The 17008-nt window shown below is 68.1% G+C and carries 20 protein-coding genes and 1 pseudogene; 12 read left to right on the forward strand and 9 right to left on the reverse strand.

Features of this window, described 5'->3' with window-relative positions; all coding sequences use genetic code 11:
• Positions 1 to 44 precede the first annotated feature (44 nt).
• The 3 genes from ACWPN7_RS22920 (at position 45) to hmuQ (ending at position 3031) form a co-directional block, all read left to right on the forward strand.
• Positions 45 to 1736 carry a methyl-accepting chemotaxis protein gene (locus tag ACWPN7_RS22920; protein ID WP_456521561.1) on the forward strand — a complete coding sequence of 564 codons (1692 nt, stop codon included), beginning with the start codon at positions 45 to 47 and terminating at the stop codon, positions 1734 to 1736.
• A 129-nt stretch (positions 1737 to 1865) separates the two neighbouring features.
• Positions 1866 to 2570: a hypothetical protein gene (locus ACWPN7_RS22925; protein ID WP_459196436.1), complete on the forward strand. Its 705-nt coding sequence runs from the start codon at positions 1866 to 1868 to the stop codon at positions 2568 to 2570.
• Positions 2571 to 2695: 125 nt separating this feature from the next.
• Positions 2696 to 3031 (forward strand): heme-degrading protein HmuQ, encoded by a 336-nt coding sequence (gene hmuQ / locus ACWPN7_RS22930; protein WP_459196437.1) that lies wholly within the window; start codon positions 2696 to 2698, stop codon positions 3029 to 3031.
• 14 nt (positions 3032 to 3045) lie between these two features.
• Here hmuQ and ACWPN7_RS22935 read toward each other — a convergent pair whose 3' ends face one another.
• Positions 3046 to 3525, reverse strand: coding sequence for a phosphate-starvation-inducible PsiE family protein (locus tag ACWPN7_RS22935; protein ID WP_349593580.1), 480 nt, complete (start codon positions 3523 to 3525; stop codon positions 3046 to 3048).
• Positions 3526 to 3775: 250 nt separating this feature from the next.
• Between ACWPN7_RS22935 and ACWPN7_RS22940 the strand changes: the two genes are divergently transcribed.
• The 4 genes from ACWPN7_RS22940 (at position 3776) to ACWPN7_RS22955 (ending at position 7231) form a co-directional block, all read left to right on the forward strand.
• Positions 3776 to 5221: an NADP-dependent isocitrate dehydrogenase gene (locus ACWPN7_RS22940; protein ID WP_459196439.1), complete on the forward strand. Its 1446-nt coding sequence runs from the start codon at positions 3776 to 3778 to the stop codon at positions 5219 to 5221.
• 78 nt (positions 5222 to 5299) lie between these two features.
• Positions 5300 to 5881 (forward strand): sigma-70 family RNA polymerase sigma factor, encoded by a 582-nt coding sequence (locus ACWPN7_RS22945; RefSeq protein ID WP_459196440.1) that lies wholly within the window; start codon positions 5300 to 5302, stop codon positions 5879 to 5881.
• Positions 5881 to 6672 carry an anti-sigma factor family protein gene (locus tag ACWPN7_RS22950; protein WP_459196441.1) on the forward strand — a complete coding sequence of 264 codons (792 nt, stop codon included), beginning with the start codon at positions 5881 to 5883 and terminating at the stop codon, positions 6670 to 6672. The genes ACWPN7_RS22945 and ACWPN7_RS22950 overlap by 1 nt, the downstream gene beginning before the upstream one ends.
• A 175-nt stretch (positions 6673 to 6847) precedes the next feature.
• Positions 6848 to 7231, forward strand: a complete 384-nt coding sequence (locus tag ACWPN7_RS22955; RefSeq protein WP_014240942.1) for a GcrA family cell cycle regulator — start codon at positions 6848 to 6850, stop codon at positions 7229 to 7231.
• Positions 7232 to 7334: 103 nt separating this feature from the next.
• Here ACWPN7_RS22955 and ACWPN7_RS22960 read toward each other — a convergent pair whose 3' ends face one another.
• From ACWPN7_RS22960 to ACWPN7_RS22975, 4 genes and pseudogenes are all read right to left on the reverse strand, one after another.
• Positions 7335 to 7943, reverse strand: coding sequence for an exopolysaccharide biosynthesis protein (locus ACWPN7_RS22960; RefSeq protein WP_014240941.1), 609 nt, complete (start codon positions 7941 to 7943; stop codon positions 7335 to 7337).
• A 91-nt stretch (positions 7944 to 8034) separates the two neighbouring features.
• The gene (locus ACWPN7_RS22965) at positions 8035 to 8415 is read right to left on the reverse strand and encodes an oxidoreductase (RefSeq protein WP_038526937.1); all 381 of its coding nucleotides are present in this window, start codon (positions 8413 to 8415) and stop codon (positions 8035 to 8037) included.
• Between the two features lie 157 nt (positions 8416 to 8572).
• Positions 8573 to 9797 (reverse strand): annotated as a pseudogene (locus ACWPN7_RS22970) (NADP-dependent isocitrate dehydrogenase).
• 240 nt (positions 9798 to 10037) lie between these two features.
• The gene (locus ACWPN7_RS22975) at positions 10038 to 10622 is read right to left on the reverse strand and encodes an LOG family protein (protein ID WP_459196442.1); all 585 of its coding nucleotides are present in this window, start codon (positions 10620 to 10622) and stop codon (positions 10038 to 10040) included.
• 142 nt (positions 10623 to 10764) lie between these two features.
• Between ACWPN7_RS22975 and ACWPN7_RS22980 the strand changes: the two genes are divergently transcribed.
• Both ACWPN7_RS22980 and ACWPN7_RS22985 read left to right on the forward strand, forming a co-directional pair.
• The gene (locus tag ACWPN7_RS22980) at positions 10765 to 10974 is read left to right on the forward strand and encodes a hypothetical protein (RefSeq protein WP_038526946.1); all 210 of its coding nucleotides are present in this window, start codon (positions 10765 to 10767) and stop codon (positions 10972 to 10974) included.
• 168 nt (positions 10975 to 11142) lie between these two features.
• Entirely contained in the window at positions 11143 to 12222 is a 1080-nt protein-coding gene (locus ACWPN7_RS22985) for a LysM peptidoglycan-binding domain-containing protein (protein WP_451992426.1), read from the forward strand.
• A 16-nt stretch (positions 12223 to 12238) separates the two neighbouring features.
• Here the strand turns inward: ACWPN7_RS22985 and ACWPN7_RS22990 are convergent, their stop codons facing one another.
• Positions 12239 to 12703: a hypothetical protein gene (locus ACWPN7_RS22990; protein WP_014240935.1), complete on the reverse strand. Its 465-nt coding sequence runs from the start codon at positions 12701 to 12703 to the stop codon at positions 12239 to 12241.
• 127 nt (positions 12704 to 12830) lie between these two features.
• Between ACWPN7_RS22990 and ACWPN7_RS22995 the strand changes: the two genes are divergently transcribed.
• Positions 12831 to 13529: a phosphatidylserine decarboxylase gene (locus ACWPN7_RS22995; protein ID WP_014240934.1), complete on the forward strand. Its 699-nt coding sequence runs from the start codon at positions 12831 to 12833 to the stop codon at positions 13527 to 13529.
• Positions 13526 to 14434: a CDP-diacylglycerol--serine O-phosphatidyltransferase gene (gene pssA / locus ACWPN7_RS23000; RefSeq protein ID WP_014240933.1), complete on the forward strand. Its 909-nt coding sequence runs from the start codon at positions 13526 to 13528 to the stop codon at positions 14432 to 14434. Before ACWPN7_RS22995 ends, pssA begins: the two co-directional genes overlap by 4 nt.
• A gap of 22 nt (positions 14435 to 14456) precedes the next feature.
• On the opposite strand, the gene ACWPN7_RS23005 is transcribed toward pssA, so the two are convergent.
• The gene (locus ACWPN7_RS23005) at positions 14457 to 14795 is read right to left on the reverse strand and encodes an ACT-like domain-containing protein (RefSeq protein ID WP_014240932.1); all 339 of its coding nucleotides are present in this window, start codon (positions 14793 to 14795) and stop codon (positions 14457 to 14459) included.
• A gap of 264 nt (positions 14796 to 15059) precedes the next feature.
• On the opposite strand from ACWPN7_RS23005, the gene ACWPN7_RS23010 reads away from it, so the two are divergent.
• Complete coding sequence (locus tag ACWPN7_RS23010; protein ID WP_038526955.1) at positions 15060 to 15650, forward strand: GNAT family N-acetyltransferase; 591 nt, start codon at positions 15060 to 15062, stop codon at positions 15648 to 15650.
• Between the two features lie 23 nt (positions 15651 to 15673).
• Here ACWPN7_RS23010 and prmB read toward each other — a convergent pair whose 3' ends face one another.
• On the reverse strand, positions 15674 to 16615 hold the full coding sequence (gene prmB, locus ACWPN7_RS23015) for a 50S ribosomal protein L3 N(5)-glutamine methyltransferase (protein WP_200775867.1): 942 nt from the start codon (positions 16613 to 16615) through the stop codon (positions 15674 to 15676).
• Positions 16616 to 16957: an arsenate reductase (glutaredoxin) gene (gene arsC / locus ACWPN7_RS23020; protein WP_038526958.1), complete on the reverse strand. Its 342-nt coding sequence runs from the start codon at positions 16955 to 16957 to the stop codon at positions 16616 to 16618.
• Positions 16958 to 17008: the final 51 nt, after the last annotated feature.

Here is a 17008-nt window from a genome sequence, read left to right on the forward strand (position 1 = left end):
GAAGCTTCTTGTTCACAGCATGCAGTCGATGAGGGTCAGGGAAAATGGCGGGTCTTCTTGCGCGCATCAGCATCAGCGGCAAAATCTACAGCGTTGTCGCGATCCTGGGAGTGGTGGCCGCTATCATTGGTGGTGTTGGCTCCATTGGAATGCAGACCTACGACGACAAGTTCGACCAAATTCAGAACTGGTCCCGGCGGGCGCTGATCAACGAGCAGATCAACGCTTTGATCTATAAGGTCGTCATGGACAGCCGCGGCATCTACGCCGCGGACGGAACGGCGGACGCCACGCCCTACGCCAAGAACATCCTCGGCGCCACCGGCGAGCTGGAAAAGCTCATGGGCAAGCTGGAGACTCTGCAGCCGCCGGAAAACAAGGTCGCCTTCGGCGAGGTCCAGCAGACGGCCCGCGCGTTCGTCCTGCACCGCAACGAGGTCGCCCGCCTCGGGATGGAGGCCGGCCCGGACAAGGCGCGCGACCACGGCGACACCCCCGAGGCCCGCGCGCTGCGCAGCAAGCTCGGCCAGTTCATGGAGAAGGCCTCCGAACGCAACATGCAGGGGATCGCCCAGGCCAACGATGAACTGAGCGCCGTGAACAGCCTGATGACGACGCTCATGATGGTCGTCGGCATCGGTGGTGGCCTCGGCGCGCTGGCGTTGAGCGTCCTGGTCGCGCGCGTCGGCATCTCCCGCCCGATCGCCGGGATCACCGACGTCATGGAGCGGCTGGCGACCGGCGACACCTCGGTGACGGTGCCGGGCCTCGGCCGTGGCGACGAGATCGGCGGCATGGCCAAGGCCGTGGCGGTCTTCAAGGACAACGCCGTGGACCGCGAGCGCATGCGGGTCGCCGAGGAGGCCGAGCGCCGGGCCAAGGAGCGGCGCACCCACGCCGTCGAGGAACTGGTGCAGTCCTTCGACCGCAACGTTTCCGGCATCCTGCGCACCGTCGCCTCCGCCGCCACGGAACTGGAGGCCACGGCGCAGAGCATGCTGACGACCGCCGACCAGACCAAGGGGCAGGCGGCCAGCACCGCGGCTGCGGCCGAGCAGGCGTCGGTCAACGTGCAGACCGTCGCCGCGGCGACCAACGAGTTGAGCGCGTCGATCAACGAGATCAGCGGTCAGGTGACGCGCTCCACCACCATCGCCAGCCACGCGGTGGGCGAGGCGCAGCAGACCAACGAGCGCGTCCAGGGCCTCGTCGCTCAGGCGCAGCGGATCGGTGATGTGGTGAAGCTGATCACCGACATCGCCAGCCAGACCAACCTGCTGGCGCTGAACGCGACGATCGAGGCGGCGCGCGCTGGGGAGGCCGGCAAGGGCTTCGCCGTCGTGGCGTCGGAGGTGAAGAACCTCGCCAACCAGACGGCCAAGGCGACCGAGGAGATCGCCTCCCAGATCGCCTCCATGCAGGAGGCCACCGGCGGGGCGGCGGCGGCCATCAACGGGATCGGCGACACCATCGGCACGATCAGCGAGATCGCCACGATCATCGCCTCGGCGGTGGAGGAGCAGGGATCGGCGACCGGCGAGATCGCCCGCAACGTGCAGCAGGCCGCTCAGGGCACCCATCTGGTGACCACCAACATCACCGAGGTCAGCGACGGCGCCACCCAGACCGGCTCCGCCGCCACCCAGGTGCTGGGCGCCGCCGGCGAGCTGTCCCGCCAGTCGGAGGTCCTGCGGAGCGAGGTGGAGCGCTTCCTGGCCGGCATCCGCGCCGCGTAAGGATGGTTCGGGGGTGTGCGAGGAAGCGCACCCCCGCCCATTCTCATCCTGAACGGACCGAACGGCGTTTGCCGGACCGAAATCCCGTTTTTATCGTCACGGCCATTCGCGTTCGAATGGAGGGGTACCGTGGCGAAATCCTATCTGGCGTCCTGGAAGAAGGCGAAGGACCGCTTCGAGAAGACGACGGGCAAGAAGAAGCCCGATCCCAAGAGCCGTTTCGGCAAGCTGTTCAGCAAGATCAGCGCGACCGGCCTGGAAGGCGCGCTGAAGAGCTACGACGCCGCCACGACCGTGCAGGATGCGCAGAAGCACGCCCGTGCCTTCCAATCCGCGGCAGGCAGCTACATCCCCACGCTCGACGCGGCGGGCAAGGCGGCCAAGCAGGACGGCGACGCGGTCTACGCCGAAGCCTGCGCCGACATGGTGGCGTCGCTGAACAAGATCGCCGGTAGCGTCGTGACGGATTTGGAACGGTTCGACGATCTGCCGAAGACCATCGATGGCTATTTCAAGTCGCCGTACTGGTTCAAGCTGCTGCACAAGATGGCCAAGCAGGAAATGTCGCTCGAAAATGTCGAGCTGTACGACAAGATCCTGAAAGGCAAGCTGTCGAAGGCGGAGCCTGCGGAAGAGGCATACAAGGAATACGTGGCCGTCCGCTCCCCCAAGGAAGTGAACATCGGGTCGGGAACCCGGAGCGCGTGCAAGAAGTGCGCGGATCAGGGCGCTTGGACCGACATGCCTTGGGACAAGGTGGCGAAGGATTTGGGCGTCAACCTGGCTGACACCATCGGACGCCTGCACAGCGCGCTCGCCAAGGGCGAGATCTGACGGCCGGCGGCCGGTTGACGCGGTCAGGTTGATGCGGTCAAGTTGACTGGGCGGGCCTCCGCCGTCACTTTGAGGGTCAGCCCTTCAGGGGCGGCCCTTCAAAAATGGTCTCGGGAGGCTCCGCCATGTACATCGCCATGAACCGTTTCCGCGTGCGTCCGGACGCGGAACAGGACTTCGAGGAGGTCTGGCTGAACCGCGAGGTCCATCTGAACACGGTTCCGGGCTTCGTGGAGTTCCACATGCTGCGCGGCCCGCGTTACGAGGACCACCGCCTCTATTCCTCCCACACCGTCTGGGAGTCGGAGGCGCATTTCCAGGCCTGGACCCGCTCGGAGGAGTTCCGCGCCGCCCATCGCGGGGCGGGGGACCGCAAGCCGCTCTATCTCGGCCCGCCGCAGTTCGAGGGCTTCGAGGTCATCCAGACCGTGGTGGGGCAGACCGCGGGGCGCGAGGGCTGAGCCGCCGGGTGCGCTCAGCCTTTCAAAGCGTCCTCGTCGCCGATCAGGCGGTGGGCGATGGCGACGGTGATCAGGCCGGCGAGCAGAAGGCCGTACTGCCACAGGCTGGACCAGTCGCCGGTCTGCACGTCGCCCGCCACCGCCTGGACCGGGCGCACGATCAATTGCCGCAGCAGCGTGATCATCGCCACCTCCAGGAAGACGCGCAGGTGGAAGCGGTTGGTCCGCACATAGTCGACCTCCGCGGAGATCAGCGCGGACAGCGTCCAGACGATGAACAGCACGCCGAGCGCGTGCAGGAATCCGTGTGCCAGCTGGTCCTTCTGGAAGGCTGCCCAGGCTTCGATGAAGAATTCCCAGACCACCATGGCGCTCGCCGCGACCAGGGCGATCGCCAGGACGACGTGCAGCAGCCCGTTGAAGGACTTCAGGGCGCGGATCAGGCCCTGTTCGAGAAGCGAGTTGGATGGGGCGCGGGGGAGCGATTGCAGCATCGTGGCGTGTCGCAAGGTCGAAGGGTGCGGGAAGATAGAAGCCCAACCCGGCGGACGCCCCCGCCGTTTTGCCATTGCCGCCATGGGGAAAACGCAAGCATTGCAGATCAGCGTCAAGTCGCCGCATCAATGGTCCCGGCTTTGCAGGTGGAAAAAAGCACCGGCCATTGAACTCCGGGCCTGATTTCGTCTAGGGTCGCCGCGGTCCCTCCGGCGTCGTTCCTTCGAGGGTTCCCCCAGGAGTGAATGGATGCGCGAAACCACCCCCATCACGGTCGCCCGCGGCGACGGCATCGGTCCGGAAATCACCGACGCGGTGCTTCACGTGATGGAGGCCGCCGGCGCCCGCCTGAAGGTGGAGGAGGTGCCAGCGGGCGAGCAGGTCTACCGCCGCGGCCATCTGGGCGGGCTGGACGCCGCCGGCTGGGGGTCGATCCGCCGCACGCGGGTCTTCCTGAAGGGGCCGATCACCACGCCCCAGGGCTACGGCAACAAGTCGCTGAACGTCACCGCGCGGACCACGCTGGGGCTGTTCGCCAACGTGCGGCCCTGCGTGTCGCACCATCCCTACGTCCGCACGCGGCACCCGCGCATGGACGTGGTCATCATTCGCGAGAACGAGGAGGACCTCTACGCCGGGATCGAGCACCGCCAGACCGACGACGTGATCCAGTCGGTCAAGCTGATCTCCCGGCCGGGGTCGGAGCGCATCGTGCGCTACGCCTTCGACTACGCCCGTGCCAACCACCGGCGCAAGGTGACGGCCTTCGTCAAGGACAACGTCATGAAGATGACGGACGGGCTGTTCCTGAAGATCTTCAACGAGATCGCCGCCGAATATCCAGAGATCAAGGCCGACCACCTGATCGTCGACATCGGCGCCGCCCGTCTGGCCGACCAGCCGGAACGGTTCGACGTGATCGTGACGCTGAACCTGTACGGCGACATCGTGTCGGACATCGCCGCCCAGATCACCGGCTCGGTCGGGCTGGCCGGCTCCGCCAATATCGGCGACGCCTGCGCCATGTTCGAGGCGATCCACGGCTCGGCGCCGATGATCGCGGGGCAGGGAATCGCCAACCCGTCGGGTCTGCTGATGGCCGCCGTGATGATGCTGGTCCATATCGGGCAGGGCGACGTGGCGGCGCGCATCCACAACGCCTGGCTCAAGACCGTCGAGGACGGCGTCCACACCGTGGACATCTTCAACCGCGGGGTCAGCCGCCAGCGCGTCGGCACCCATGCCTTCGCGAACGCGGTGGTGGAGCGGTTGGGCCAGATGCCGGTGACCCTGCCCACCGTCGGCTACGCCGTCACCGCGCGGCCCGCCTATGAGTCCGGGGTGCGGCTGTCCCCCCGCCGCAAGGCGGTGAAGGAGTTGGTGGGGGTGGACGTGTTCCTGCATTGGCCGGGCGGCAACCCCGACGAGCTGGCCGGGCTGGTCCTGCCGGTGGCGACCCCGGCGCTGCGGCTGTCCAGCATCTCCAACCGCTCGCAGAAGGTCTGGCCGGAGGGCAACATCGGCGTCTTCTGCACCGATCATTGGCGCTGCCGCTTTCTGGCGCCGGAGGGCGTGGCGGTCGGCCACCCCGACATCGTCGAGCTGCTCTCGGGTCTGGCCCGCGCCGGGTTGGATTTCACCCAGACCGAGAACCTGTGCAACTTCGACGGCAAGTCCGGCTTTTCGGCAACGTAAGCCGCGAAGTCGGGGAATAATCGTCCCCGGCCGGACGTCCAGACGGGCAGGACATCCTTCCAAGGGGAGCGCCGCCGCATGCCTCTGCCAAAGCCGCCTCCCGAACCTCCTCCAGGGAACAGCCCCCCAGCCAGCGGCGCCCCAGCCAGCGGCGCAGTGGACGAGCGGGCCATCGCCGCGCAGGTGCCGCGGCTGCGCCGTTACGCCGCAGCGCTGGCCGGCAACCTGTCCGACGCCGACGACCTCGTGCAGGACTGCATCGAGAAGGCGCTGGCCAACCGGCACACGCTGCGGGACGTCACCCGGCTCGGCGGCTGGCTGCTGTCGATCCTGCACAACCTGCACGTCTCCGGCCTGCGCTGGCGCCGCCGCCGCGGGCCGGAGGTGCCGGTGGAGGATCTGGCGAACGATCTGGCGCTCAGCGCCGCCCCCGCCGACCGGGCGGAGGTGCGGGACTTCGTGCGCGCCTTCAACCAGATGTCGGAGGAGCACCGGGCCGTGCTTCTGCTGACCGGGCTGGAAGGGCTGTCCTACCGCGAGGCGGCGGAGGTGCTGGGGGTTCCGGTGGGAACCGTCATGTCTCGGCTGGCCCGCGCCCGGGAACGGCTGCGCGTTCTGCTGGACGGCGGGACGGAGCAGGCGGTGAGGAGGATCAAGTGATGGACACCGAACCGGACGCTCCGGTGACCGAGGCCGAGTTGCACGCCTGGATGGACGGCGAATTGCCGGAGGAACGGCGTGGCGAGGTCGAGCGCCATCTGGCGGGCGACCCCGATCTGGCCCGCCGTTTCGACCGCTACCGCGCCCAGCGGGCCATGCTCCAGGGAACCTTCGGCCCGCTGATCGACCGGCCGTTGCCGGCGGCCCTGGTGCCGCCCTACAGCCGGGCGCCGGGTCGGCCGGCGGTGCGCCCGCGCCGATGGCTTCCGGCGCTGGCCGCGGCGGCGATCCTGCTGGTTTTCGTCGCCGGAGGGGCGGGGGGGTGGTGGCTGCGCGGTTGGTCGGGCGGGGTGGGCGGCGGTGGCGCCGCCTTCGTCGCCGACGCGGTGGCCGCGCACCGGGTCTTCGCGGTGGAGGTCCGCCATCCCGTCGAGGTCGGCGCCGACCAGGAGGCGCATCTCGTGGGTTGGCTGTCCAAACGCCTGGGCAAGCCCCTGCAGGCGCCGCGGCTGGCCGACAAGGGCTACGATCTGGTGGGCGGGCGGCTGCTGTCCGACGCCCGGGGGCCGGCGGCCCAGCTCATGTACCAGGATGCGGCCGGTCGCCGCATCACCCTGTACATCCGGCCGGCCTCCGACGCGCCGGACACATCCTTCCGGTTTGCCCAGGACGGCAACGTCCAGGCTTTCTACTGGCGGGACAACGGTTTGGCGTGGGCGGTAACGGGTGACCTCGACCGAGTGACCCTTTCGGCCATAGCCGAGGAGGTGTACGGCGCGTTGAACTCATAACACCCACAGACTTATGCACAGGAATGTTGTTCGAGCCCCCTATCCCTCTATCCGGCCATCTGGTAGGTTGGCCGGCGTTGGGCACAAAATATTGCGCCTTATGGAAAACGGCCGTCTGGTCGGAAGGTATATTGGTTAACCAAGTCACCGGTTACCGGACCACGGGAGACAGGGGATGAGTTGGACGGACGAACGGGTTCAGCAGCTTAAGGACCTCTGGGCCCAGGGGCTGAGCGCGAGTGAAATCGCGGACATCCTGGGCGACATCACCCGCAACGCGGTGATCGGAAAGGCGCACCGCCTCGGCTTGTCGGGACGCCCGTCGCCGATCAAGAAGAAGCCGACCCGCGGCGCGACGATCCTCGCTTTGACCGAGCGCATGTGCAAATGGCCGGTCGGCGACCCGAAGCACCAGGACTTCCATTTCTGCGGCAAGCCCTCGCTGCCCGGCCTGCCGTACTGCGCCGAGCATGCGGCGGTGGCCTACCAGCCGGCGTCCTCCGGCAAGAAGCGCGACGAGGACCGCAACACCGGTGAGCGCAACGTCGGCGCTGCCTAGACTCCGCCGGATTTCTCCGCCGGATTTCCGGATTTCGGGCGCTCTTCACGCGGGCGCCCGCCCGACACGGCGACCGGATCGCCGGCCGTAAGAGGGGCGCCGGTCAGATCGGCGCCGCGGTGATCGCCCACCAGCTTCCGGCGATCAGCATCGCCGAGACACCCGCCGCCGCCACGCCCAGACCCAGACCGGCGGCGACCGCCAGACCGTCCTTCACGATCAGCCCCAGCGCGATCACCAGCACCGCCAGACCGGGCAGGGTGTTGCCGAACGGGATGGGCAGGGCGATCAGAACACCCATCGCCAGCAGGAAAACACCCAGCGGCCGCAGCGCGCTCTGACGGGTCAGCGACGGCCAGCGCGTGCGCAACCGGGCTTCCAGCCGCTCGACCAGCGGTGTTCCCTTCTCCACGATCTTTTCAAGCGTGGTCCGCGCCACACGGCGGCGCCCGATCCAGCCCGGCACCTCCAGCCGGTCGCGGCCGACGATCATCTGGATCGCCACCAGCGCCAGCACCGTGCCGAAGATCAGGCCCGCCGGCAGCCCCGGCGTCGGCACCACGGCCGGGATCGCCAGCGCCAACAGCAGAAAACCCGGCGCGCGGTCGCCGAGATGGCCCAGCACCTCCCCCAGCGTCGGCTTGTCGCCGGTCATGCGCCCGTGCAGCTTTTTGAGCAGCGCGGACGCCCGTGCCGGGTCCTTCGTGTCCATGACCTGTCCCAAACCCCCTGTTCCATCGTCGCCGGGTGGATGTGGTGGCGCGGCGGCTCACAGGAAAGGGGGGCGGGGGAAGGCGTGAAGGTCAGTACTCCTCGACCTCGTGCTTCAACTGCACCAGACGGCCGCTCAGCAGCGACAGCATCAGTTGCACCACCATCTCGTGGACGATCAGCGTGTGGGTGTTGCCGCTGTCCTGCATGTGCTGGCGCAGCGCCTCGCGCACCTTCGGCACGCCGGTCACGTCGATCAGCACGTCCACCGCCGAGCCGAGCCGGGCGAGGTCCATGAAATCGGTCGTGGTGGCGACGCCGCGCGCGCGGGCAAGCCGCATGCCGGGCGCCTCGGCGTCCAGGTCGGCAACGCCGAGAATCTCGACGAAGGGAGCGTCCAGAAGCTGCGTCAGCAGGGGCGTTCCGGTTTCGCCGGCGCCGATCACGGCGATGCGGAAGATGTCCTTGGCCATGGGAAAAGTCTCGAATTCCGGTTCGTCAGGTCCGCGCCGGCATCGCGCCGCGCGGGCAAGAAAAAAGCGGGGAGCCGAAACTCCCCGCCGCAACCTTACATCGACCCGGCGTCCCGTTTGACCGGGACGCGTCGTCGCACCTGACGCGGAATGCGCGTTACGCCCAGGCGGCCATCTTCTTCTGCAGGTTCTCGTCCAGCTTGTCGAGGAACTGCTTGGTGGTCAGCCAGGGCTGATCCGGACCGATGAGGATCGCCAGATCCTTGGTCATGAAGCCCGAACTCGACGGTCTCGACGCAGACGCGCTCCAGCGTCTCGGCGAACTTCACCACGTCCGGCGTGTTGTCGAACTTGCCGCGGTAGGCCAGACCCTGCGTCCAGGCGTAGATCGAGGCGATCGGGTTGGTGGAGGTTTCCTTGCCCTTCTGGTGCTCGCGGTAGTGGCGGGTCACCGTGCCGTGGGCGGCCTCCGCCTCGACGGTCTTGCCGTCCGGCGTGATCAGCACCGAGGTCATCAGGCCCAGCGAGCCGAAGCCCTGCGCCACGATGTCCGACTGCACGTCGCCGTCGTAGTTCTTGCAGGCCCACACGAAGCCGCCTTCCCACTTCAGGGCCGAGGCGACCATGTCGTCGATCAGGCGGTGCTCGTAGACGAGGCCCTTGGCCTTGAACTGGGCGGCGTAATGCTCGTCGAACACCTTCTGGAAGATGTCCTTGAAGCGCCCGTCATAGGCCTTGAGGATCGTGTTCTTGGTGGACAGATAGACCGGGTAACCGCGCTCCAGGCCGTACATGAAGCTGGAGTGGGCGAAGCCCTCGATCGACTCGTCCAGGTTGTACATGCCCATGGCGACGCCGGAGGCGGGGAAATCGTACACCTCGTGCTCGATCGGCTCGCCGCCGCCTTCCGGCACCCACTTGATCGTCAGCTTGCCCTTGCCGGGAACGACGAAGTCGGTGGCCTTGTACTGGTCGCCGAAAGCGTGACGGCCGATGATGATCGGCTTGGTCCAGCCCGGAACGTAGCGCGGAACGTTGGAGCAGACGATCGGCTCGCGGAAGACGGTGCCGCCCAGGATGTTGCGGATCGTGCCGTTCGGCGACTTCCACATCTTCTTGAGATTGAACTCCGTCACCCGCGCCTCGTCCGGGGTGATGGTCGCGCACTTGACGCCGACGCCGTACTGCTTGATCGCGTTGGCCGATTCGACCGTCACCCGGTCGTCCGTCTTGTCGCGGTTCTCGACGCTGAGATCGTAGTATTTCAGGTCGACGTCGAGGTACGGCAGGATCAGCTTGTCCTTGATGAACTGCCAGATGATACGCGTCATCTCGTCGCCGTCGAGTTCGACGACCGGATTGGCTACCTTGATCTTCGTCATGGGTGCGAGTTCTCCCCGAACGGGTAGGGGTTGTCTTATGCTTGGACGCCGGGCGCGCTGTGCGAGGGCACGGGCCGGGGCGTCCATCCGAAGACGGGCCCCGGTTCCCCGGACGGAAACGGATGGCGGTTATATAGCACCGGGGCACCGCCGAAAGAAAGGACCGCGGGGCATCAAAACAGACGATATCGCGCTGAAAACGGCGCAATTTGCGCGATCTGGTCCTACCACTTGGTCTTTTCAGAGCTTTTGTGTGGGAATCTTCAACGTTGGCTCCGGTTCATAGGCCAGCGCGGCAAACACATCGTCCACGTCATCGACGACGGTGTACAGCGCGCGGTGCGCCGGCTGGGTGAAACCCTGCGCCACCGTATGGTCGATCAGGCCGAGCAAGGGGCGCCAGTAGCCGTCCACATCCGCGATCACCACCGGCTTGTCGTGCAGGCCCAGCTGCTTCCAGGTCAGGATCTCGAACGCCTCGTCGAGCGTGCCGAGGCCGCCCGGCAGCACCACGAAGGCGTCGGCGCGGTCCACCATCATGCGCTTGCGGGTGTGCATGCTGTCGACGACGTGCAGTTCGGTCAAGCCGGTGTGCTCGATCTCGGCGGCCTGGATGTGTTCCGGGATGATGCCGATGACCTGCCCCCCGGCGGCCAGTGCCGCGTCGGCCGCGATGCCCATCAGCCCGACGCGCCCGCCGCCGTAGACGAGCTGGATGCCCCGCCGGGCGAGCCCGTCGCCCAACATATGGGCGGCCTCCTTGTGGACAGCGGCGACGCGGCTGGATGAGCCGCAATAGACGCAGACGGAATTCGGGGCTCTCATCGCTCACCCTTTCTCGCCGGTTGGGTACACGTTCCGGTGACTGTTCCGGTGCGCCCGGCGGGGTCACCTAATGCAAGGGAATAGCAAAGCCGGGGCGGCGTCTACCCGGACATCGGACTTCAGCCCATCGGGAGGAATCATTATGGATTCGCGCGTCGTCAACGCCCTGGCCGCCATCTCGGTGGCCACGTTCCTGTTCCTCGGCTTTGGCGGGGGGGTCGGCTTTCTGACCGGCGGGGGCAAGGCGAACGCGGGCGGCGCCACGACGGTTCAGGCCACGGAAACCAGCGTTTCCGCAGCGGACCTGTCCTCCGGCCGCCATTCCGAGACGGTCGCCAAGCTGGAGAAGTGAGCCGGGAGGCGTGAGCATGGGGCCGCGCCGCCCGGCGGCGCGAAGGCGGTGCGCGGGTCCCGATGCGGCTATGCGTCTGCTCCATCGGCGGTGTTCAGTTCCACCGCCGCAATCTGTTATCCTGCCGCAAGCCGGCGTGTCCGCCGGCAATGATGCGGCGGTGCTCCGGTGAAGCAAGCTCTCCTGTTCGGCGGTGCGGCGACGGTCGCCGCGGCCGCCGTTGTCGCGTATCTGGCCTTCGATCCGGCGTCTGCGCCGGGCTCCCGCGCCGGAACGGCCGGGTCCGGAACAACCGTCGCGCTGGGCAGCGTGTCCCCGGCCAAGCCGCCGGCAACCGCGCCCGCCCCGGCGAAGGCCGCGGAGGAGCCCGCCGGTCCGCGCTTCGACATCGTGCGCGTCGCGCCGGACGGTGCCACCGTGATGGCCGGCCGCGCCACGCCGGGCTCGTCGGTGACCGTCCATGACGGGGAGCGCGCGCTCGGTTCCGTCAACGCCGACGCGCGCGGCGAATGGGTTCTGCTTCCCGACCAGCCCCTGTCCCCCGGCGCCCGCGAACTGAGCCTGTCGGAGAAGGCGACCCCCGCCGCCGAGCCGACGCCGTCGGAGCGCGTCGTGGTGGTCGTGGTGCCCGACCCGCCGCCGGCCACCGGCGGAGCGTCCTCCGAAGCGCCCACGGGTCCGCTGGCCGTCGCCATGCCGCGTGATGGGCTGGGCGACGGACGGGGCGGCAGCACGATCCTGCAGGCGCCGAAGGGGCCGGCTGCCCCGGCGACCCGCGGCGTGGCGGCCCCGCCGCCGCCGGGGGGCGTGTCGCTGGAAAGCATGGATTACGACGCTTCGGGGCAGGTCGCCATGGGCGGCCGGGCGCAGCCGGGAAGCGCCGTGCAGCTCTATCTCGACAATCTTCTGGTCGGGAGCGCCCACACCGACCCGAACGGCCAATGGCGGCTGCGCCCGGAGCGCGCCGTGGCGCCGGGCGTCTACACGCTGCGCGCCGATCAGGTCACCGACTCGGGCAAGGTCACCGCCCGCGTCGAGCTGCCGGTTCAGGTGTCGGAGGTTCCGGCCAACCTGCCGGACGGCCGGTCGATGGTCGTCCAGCCCGGCAACAGCCTGTGGCGGATCGCCCGCTCCACCTACGGGCACGGCGTGCAGTACACGCTGATCTACGAGGCCAACCGCGGCCAGATCCGCGACCCGGACCTGATCTATCCCGGCCAGATCTTCGCGCTGCCGGTCTCGAACTGAGCTTTTCGAACCGACTTTACAGGTAAGGGGCGAGCAGGCGTAGGAAGGGGCGCGCCTGCTGGAGCGCGACCACCGTCTGGTGGATCAGATCCTCCGGAGTCGCCTGCCCCTCGAACTCGGCTTCGGAGAACAGCAGGATCTTCTGGCCCTCCTGGACGAGGAAGCGGGTTCCCCGGCGGTCCTGGATGCCGCGCAGGATCGCCAGGAGCTGGCGCCGCCGTTCCGGCGACTGGGCGGTGTAGGGGATGTGGCCGATCTCCGCCCACACCTGCGAGCGCGACTTTTCCCCGTCGAAGCCGACGGCGATGCTGAAGGGCAGCCCGTCGGCCATGAAGTGCAGCCGCGCCGGGCGCGGCGGCTGGGCGATGCCCAGCACGCCCTCGGGAGTCATCACGAAGGTGTCGGGGCTGAAGGGCAGGGCGGTCTGCGAGACCTGCGCGAGCGACGGCATGGCCTGAAGGCGGGCGGCGGGAACGGACACGGGGGCTCGCTCATTCCTGTGGTGTCGGTGGCGTCACTCTCCACCTTCCCTGCTAAAATTCTGTAAAGGGCGGGGGATGCTGTCTAGAATGCGCCGCTCCAACGATCCGAGGCTGAAGTAACCGGCGATGTCCGCCCTCAATACCGTAGTCGTTCCGATCCACCGCGCCGGCTGGCCCTTCATTGCCGCCTTCGCCGTGGTCTCCCTGATTCTCGGGCTTGCCGTGGCGAAGCCGCTGGGCTGGCTGGGTCTCGTGCTCACCCTGTGGTGCGTGTATTTCTTCCGCGATCCCGATCGCGTGACGCCGACGCGCCCCGGCCTGCTGGTCAGCCCCGCCGACGGGCGCGTGACCATGATCGTTCCCGCGGTTCCGCCGCCGGAGCTGGGCATGGGCGACAAGCCGCTGACCCGCGTCAGCATCTTCCTCAACGTCTTCAACGTGCACGTCAACCGCGTGCCGGCGGACGGCACGGTGGTCGCGGCGGAGTATCACAAGGGCACCTTCGTGAACGCCGCGCTGGACAAGGCCAGCGAGGAGAACGAGCGCGCCGCCTTCCGCCACCGTCTTCCCGACGGGCGTGAGATTGCCTATGTGCAGATCGCCGGCCTCGTCGCCCGCCGCATCCTCTACTGGGTGAAGGCCGGCCAGGAGGTCAAGGCGGGCGAGCGGTTCGGCCTGATCCGATTCGGCAGCCGCACCGACGTCTATCTGCCGGACGGCGTGGTTCCGCTGGTCTGCGTCGGGCAGACGGCGATCGGCGGCGAGACCGTGCTGGCCGACCTGACCGCCACCGAACCGCAACGGCAGGGGGATGTCCGCCGATGAAGCGACCGGTCTTCAAGCCGGCAGTGTTCCGCAAGCGCCGGGCGCGCCGCCCGCATCCGCGGCTGAAGGGGTTGTCGATCAACCATCTTCTGCCCAACGTGCTGACGGTGCTGGCGCTGTGCTCCGGCCTGACGGCCATCCGCTTCGCCATGCACGAGCGGTGGGAGCAGGCGGTCGTCTGCATCGTCATCGCGGCGATCTTCGACGCGCTGGACGGGCGGATCGCCCGCCTGCTGAACGGGCAGAGCAAGTTCGGCGCGGAGCTGGACAGCCTGTCCGACGTCATCAGCTTCGGCGTGGCCCCCGCCTTCATGATGTATCTGTGGGCGCTGAACGGCGCCGGCAGCCTGGGCTGGATCGCCGCCATGGCCTACGCGGTCTGCGCGGCGCTGCGGCTGGCCCGCTTCAACTCCCGCCTGGACGTCGACCTGCCGCCCTGGGCCTTCAACTACTTCACCGGCGTTCCCGCCCCGGCGGGCGCCGGTCTGGCCATCCTGCCCATGGTCATCGGCTTCGAGGCCGGGCCGGACATCGCCGGCCACCCGGCCGTCGTCGTGCCCTGGACGCTGGCGATGGGCGGGCTGATGGTCAGCACGCTGCCCACCTTCTCCTTCAAGGGCATGCGGGTGCCGACCCAGTATGTGGTGCCGGGTCTGGTCGGCGTCGGGCTGCTCGCTGCCTCGCTGGTCAGCCAGCCCTGGTGGACGCTGGCCTTCCTCGGGCTGGCCTATCTGGCGAGCCTGCCCTTCTCGGTGGCACAGTTCCGCAAGCTGCAGCAGGCCGCCCAGCTGATGAAGGAGACGGAGGAGCCCCCGGCGGAGGAGGCTGTCGTCGCCGCTTCGGACGCGCCGCCCCCGTCGCCTGAGATGGTGTCTGAAAAGACCAGGACGCCCTCGTCCGACTGACGCCGGTCGCCCGCCGTCGCCGTCACTCGGCGGCGGCGGGCAGGTCCAGCGGCACGGTCCGTTCGGTCACGGCGACCGTCAGGACCATCGGGATCTGGCGCAGGCAATTGCCGACATGGTTCGATTCCGCGGCGACCATGCCGGTCATTTCGACCTCCACGGTCAGCGTCTCGCCCAGCAGGCGGCTGTTCAGCGACAGCGGGACGAGGCCGCGCTTGGCGAACAGCTCCAGCACGCGGGGCAGAGTGCCGGGATCGGCATCGGCCTGCACGGCGAAGCGGACGAGACGGTTCGGATCGGTCGGACGGGATTCAGCGGCGGGCGCCGCCAGCGTGACGGTGGGCAACGTGACGGTTGACATGGGTCGCTCTTACCTTGGTCTTGAGTCGATGAGTGCAGGTTCAGACCTGCAGACGTGCGAAAACCCCGGCTCTCACAGGAGAACCGGGCTGCTAATTCGCAGACCCAGGGTAAGGTGACGGTCCATCATGGGCGTCAGGATAGGGCGACGGGCGGCCATGGTCAATGGAGTCGGGGAGTGAAGCTCATTAACCCTCTCCTCTGAGGGCAGTGGGGATATAGGCGGCGGCAACCAATAAATTCCATCCGACAGGAAACGCGGGATATGAACGACAACGGCATCCACATCCGCCCGGCCGAGCCGGACGACGCGCCGGAGCTGGCGCGGCTCATCGACATGGCCGGTGGCGGCATCTACGAGTTCCTGCTCGACGGGCTGGTGCCCGGCCAGACGGCGGCGGAGATGCTGGTGCCGGGTCTCGCGGGCACGTCTGGGTCCTTTTCCCACCGCCATTCGGGCGTGGCGGAGGCGGCGGGACGCATCGTCGGGATCGTCCACGCCTATCCCGTGGACTGGATCAAGACCCAGGACTACACCGGGCTGCCCGTCGACCGGCTGGCCCACATGGAGGATTTCAACCGGGTGCACGACTGGGGCAGCTACTTCCTGTCGGCGCTGGCCGTCGATCCGGCGTGGCGCCGACGCGGCATCGCCTCCCGGCTTCTCGCCTGGGTCTATGAACGGGCGCGCCGCGGCCGGTTCGACCGGGTGACGCTGCATGTCTGGGCCGACAACGCCGACGCCCGCCAACTCTATGCCAAGGAAGGCTTCGCCGAGATCGGCCGCGCCGACATCCCCTGGCACGAGCGGCTGCCGCACCAGGGGGGAAGCGTGCTGCTCCGGCGTCCGGTCTGAGCCCGGTCTGATCAGCGGTCCGGTTACTTGCCCGCCTTCAGCTGGTCGCGGGTCAGCCAGAAGACCTCGCCGAAGCTGTTGGCGGTCTCGACCCAGAAGAAGTCGAGGTCCGGGTACTCGGCCTCCAGGATTTCACGGCCGGTGCCGAACTCGCAGAGCAGGCCGCCTTCCGGCGTCAGGTGCTTGGGCGCCTCCTTGAGGATGCGGCGCACGATGTCCAGCCCGTCCTCGCCCGACGCCAGGGCCATCTGCGGCTCGTGGCGGAACTCCGGCGGCAGGTTGGCCATCGCCTCGGCGTCCACATAGGGCGGGTTGGTGATGATGACGTCGTACTTGCGGTTCTTCAGCGGCGCGAACAGATCGCCGTGGTGCAGGGCGATGCGGTCCTCGAACCCGCTGTCGGCGACGTTGCGCTTGGCCACCTCCAGCGCGTCGGCGGACAGGTCCACCGCGTCCACCTGGGCCTCCGGGAAGATCTGCGCGGCCAGGATGGCGAGGCAGCCCGAGCCGGTGCACAGGTCGAGCACCCGCTCGACCTCCGTCGGGTCCTCCACCAGCGTGAAGTCGTCGCCGCCGATCAGGTCCGAGAACAGGATTTCCCCAATGTAGGAGCGCGGGACGATCACCCGCTCGTCCACATAGAAGGGGATGCCCTGGATGTAGGCCTTGTTCAGCAGGTAGGAGGCCGGCTTGCGCGTCTCCACGCGGGCGTGCAGCAGGTCGGCGACCTTGCGGCGCTCCGCCAGGGTCAGCCGGGCGTCCACATAGGGGTCGAGCTGGTCGATGGGCAGGCTCAGCCCTTCCAGCACCATGAACACCGCCTCGTCATGGGCGTTGGTGGTGCCGTGGCCGTAGTCCAGGTCGGCCTCGTTGAAGCGGCTGACACCGTAGCGGATCAGGTCGCGGACGGTGCGCAGCTCGGTCGCCGCGTCGGCGGGGGTGAGGTCCAGGGAGGGCTTGGTCACTTACAGGATCTCCAGAACGCTTTCCGGCGGACGGCCCACGCGGGCCTTGTCGCCCGTGACGACGATGGGCCGCTCGATGGCGGCGGGATTGGCGGACAATGCGTCGATCAGGGCGTCGCCGTCGAGATCCTTGGCGATCCCGGCCTCCGCCGCCTCCTTGGCGCGCAGGATGTCGCGGGGACCCTTGCCCAGCTTGGCCAGGATGGCCTTCAGCTCGGCCGGGGCGGGCGGGGTCTTCAGATACTCGACGACGGTGGGTTCGACGCCCCTGGACCTCAGAAGCTCCAGCGTCTGGCGCGACTTGGTGCAGCGCGGGTTGTGGTAGATGGTGACGTCGCTCATCCCGGTGTTTCCCTCGCTCTTCCCAGCCATGGCTTTGCCTGTGGCACGAAT

Source organism: Azospirillum sp. UENF 312511 (assembly GCF_058780635.1).

Bases quoted from the DNA above. Each gene is read 5' to 3' on its own strand.
- pssA (WP_014240933.1), top strand. From the start codon at position 13,526: ATGAAGCGACCGGTCTTCAAGCCGGCAGTGTTCCGCAAGCGCCGGGCG.
- ACWPN7_RS22955 (WP_014240942.1), top strand. From the start codon at position 6,848: ATGAGTTGGACGGACGAACGGGTTCAGCAGCTTAAGGACCTCTGGGCC.
- ACWPN7_RS22965 (WP_038526937.1), bottom strand. From the start codon at position 8,415: ATGGCCAAGGACATCTTCCGCATCGCCGTGATCGGCGCCGGCGAAACC.
- ACWPN7_RS22960 (WP_014240941.1), bottom strand. From the start codon at position 7,943: ATGGACACGAAGGACCCGGCACGGGCGTCCGCGCTGCTCAAAAAGCTG.
- ACWPN7_RS22950 (WP_459196441.1), top strand. From the start codon at position 5,881: ATGGACACCGAACCGGACGCTCCGGTGACCGAGGCCGAGTTGCACGCC.
- ACWPN7_RS22980 (WP_038526946.1), top strand. From the start codon at position 10,765: ATGGATTCGCGCGTCGTCAACGCCCTGGCCGCCATCTCGGTGGCCACG.
- ACWPN7_RS22940 (WP_459196439.1), top strand. From the start codon at position 3,776: ATGCGCGAAACCACCCCCATCACGGTCGCCCGCGGCGACGGCATCGGT.
- ACWPN7_RS22945 (WP_459196440.1), top strand. From the start codon at position 5,300: ATGCCTCTGCCAAAGCCGCCTCCCGAACCTCCTCCAGGGAACAGCCCC.
- hmuQ (WP_459196437.1), top strand. From the start codon at position 2,696: ATGTACATCGCCATGAACCGTTTCCGCGTGCGTCCGGACGCGGAACAG.
- arsC (WP_038526958.1), bottom strand. From the start codon at position 16,957: ATGAGCGACGTCACCATCTACCACAACCCGCGCTGCACCAAGTCGCGC.
- ACWPN7_RS22920 (WP_456521561.1), top strand. From the start codon at position 45: ATGGCGGGTCTTCTTGCGCGCATCAGCATCAGCGGCAAAATCTACAGC.
- ACWPN7_RS23010 (WP_038526955.1), top strand. From the start codon at position 15,060: ATGAACGACAACGGCATCCACATCCGCCCGGCCGAGCCGGACGACGCG.
- ACWPN7_RS23005 (WP_014240932.1), bottom strand. From the start codon at position 14,795: ATGTCAACCGTCACGTTGCCCACCGTCACGCTGGCGGCGCCCGCCGCT.
- ACWPN7_RS22975 (WP_459196442.1), bottom strand. From the start codon at position 10,622: ATGAGAGCCCCGAATTCCGTCTGCGTCTATTGCGGCTCATCCAGCCGC.
- ACWPN7_RS22935 (WP_349593580.1), bottom strand. From the start codon at position 3,525: ATGCTGCAATCGCTCCCCCGCGCCCCATCCAACTCGCTTCTCGAACAG.
- ACWPN7_RS22995 (WP_014240934.1), top strand. From the start codon at position 12,831: ATGTCCGCCCTCAATACCGTAGTCGTTCCGATCCACCGCGCCGGCTGG.